This window comes from Mediterraneibacter sp. 210702-DFI.5.30 (genome assembly GCF_020560115.1).
GTDB classification, from domain to species: Bacteria; Bacillota; Clostridia; order Lachnospirales; family Lachnospiraceae; genus Mediterraneibacter; species Mediterraneibacter faecis.
On the sequence record NZ_JAJCME010000167.1, the window covers coordinates 1 to 238 of the forward strand.

At 49.6% G+C, this 238-nt stretch carries 1 pseudogene; it reads left to right on the forward strand.

Annotated elements, in window-relative coordinates:
* Window positions 1-238: pseudogene (locus tag LI126_RS15125) on the forward strand (UDP-N-acetylglucosamine 1-carboxyvinyltransferase); the annotation flags it as partial.

Genomic DNA, 238 nt, shown 5'->3' on the forward strand with positions numbered 1-238 from the left:
TGCTGATGGAATTACGGTAATTGAAAATGCAGCCTGTGATTTTGAGGTCATTGCCCTGGCCAATCTTCTAAACAAGATGGGGGCGCGGGTGCATGGCGCCGGAACGAAAATCGTAAGGGTACAAGGCGTGACGTTTCTGCATGGCTGTGACTATGAGATTGCCGGCGACTATCTGGAAGCAACGGCACTGATGCTGGCTGCTGCAATAACTAATGGCGATGTGATTGTAGAAAACGTT